The sequence below is a fragment of the Azospirillum sp. B506 genome, assembly GCF_000333595.1.
In the GTDB taxonomy this organism is placed as follows: Bacteria; Pseudomonadota; Alphaproteobacteria; order Azospirillales; family Azospirillaceae; genus Azospirillum.
This window is the reverse complement of the sequence record NZ_BADK01000975.1, coordinates 1-1,078: the sequence shown is the minus strand read 5'-3', so window position 1 is coordinate 1,078 and position 1,078 is coordinate 1. Positions and strand designations below refer to the sequence as shown.

At 68.3% G+C, this 1,078-nt stretch carries 1 protein-coding gene; it reads left to right on the top strand.

What is annotated here, in order from left to right:
• The first annotated feature begins 75 nt into the window (after nt 1-75).
• The gene (gene gcvT / locus I71_RS30115; RefSeq protein WP_375731232.1) at nt 76-924 is read left to right on the top strand and encodes a glycine cleavage system aminomethyltransferase GcvT; all 849 of its coding nucleotides are present in this window, start codon (nt 76-78) and stop codon (nt 922-924) included.
• The last annotated feature ends 154 nt before the right edge of the window (nt 925-1,078 follow it).

The following is a 1,078-nucleotide window of genomic DNA, read 5'->3' as shown; positions in this document are numbered from 1 at the left end:
GCCTGACCGGCGCCGATCCGGCCCCCCCTTGGAAACGCTGGTCCCCGCGACATCAAGGGGCTGGCGCAGGGCCGCATGCGCTACACGCTGTTCCTGAACGAGCAGGGGGGCATCCTCGACGACCTGATGGTGACCAATGCCGGCGACCATCTGTTCCTGGTGGTGAACGCCGCCTGCAAGGAGCAGGACGTTGCCCATCTGCGCGAGAAGCTGGCCGGCAAGGCCGAGGTCGAACTGCTGGACGATCTCGCGCTGATGGCGCTCCAGGGTCCGATGGCTGCCGAGGTGATGGCCCGCTTCGTGCCGGAAGCCGCCACCATGAAGTTCATGAGCTACCTGTCCGCCACCTTCAAGGGCGTGCCGGTGATCCTGACCCGCTCCGGCTACACCGGCGAGGACGGCTACGAGATCTCCTGCGACAAGGCCGATGCCGAGATGATCGCCCGCGCCCTGCTGGGCGAATCGGAGGTCGAGGCCATCGGTCTGGGCGCTCGTGACTCGCTGCGTCTGGAGGCTGGGCTCTGCCTGTACGGCCATGACATCGACACCACCACGACGCCGGTCGAGGGCGCGCTGGAATGGACGCTGCCGAAGCGCCGCCGCGCCGAGGGCGGCTTCCCCGGCTATGACATCATCCACCGGCAGCTGACCGAGGGCGCGTCGCGCCGCCGCGTGGGTATCCAGCCGGACGGCCGCCAGCCGGCCCGCGAGCACACCGAAATCCAGGACGCCAACGGCACCCTTATCGGCGAGATCACCAGCGGCGGCTTCGGTCCGACCGCCGGGGCGCCGGTCGCCATGGGCTATGTCGACATCACGAACTCCGCGGTGGGCACGCCGCTGACGCTGGTGGTGCGCGGCAAGCCGCTGCCCGCCCGCGTCGCCGCCACGCCCTTCGTGCCGCAACGCTATTACCGGGGCTGACGGAGCAGCACCTCTCTCGGCTGTCATCCCCGCGAAGGCGGGGATCCATGTCCGATGGAGCAGCTGTTTCGGTAACGCCTGGATCCCCGCCTTCGCGGGGATGACGGTTCCGAGAAGTCTTGAACCACCTGCAAGCGAACGATTTTCAGGAACA

Bases quoted from the DNA above. Each gene is read 5' to 3' on its own strand.
- gcvT (WP_375731232.1), top strand. From the start codon at position 76: ATGCGCTACACGCTGTTCCTGAACGAGCAGGGGGGCATCCTCGACGAC.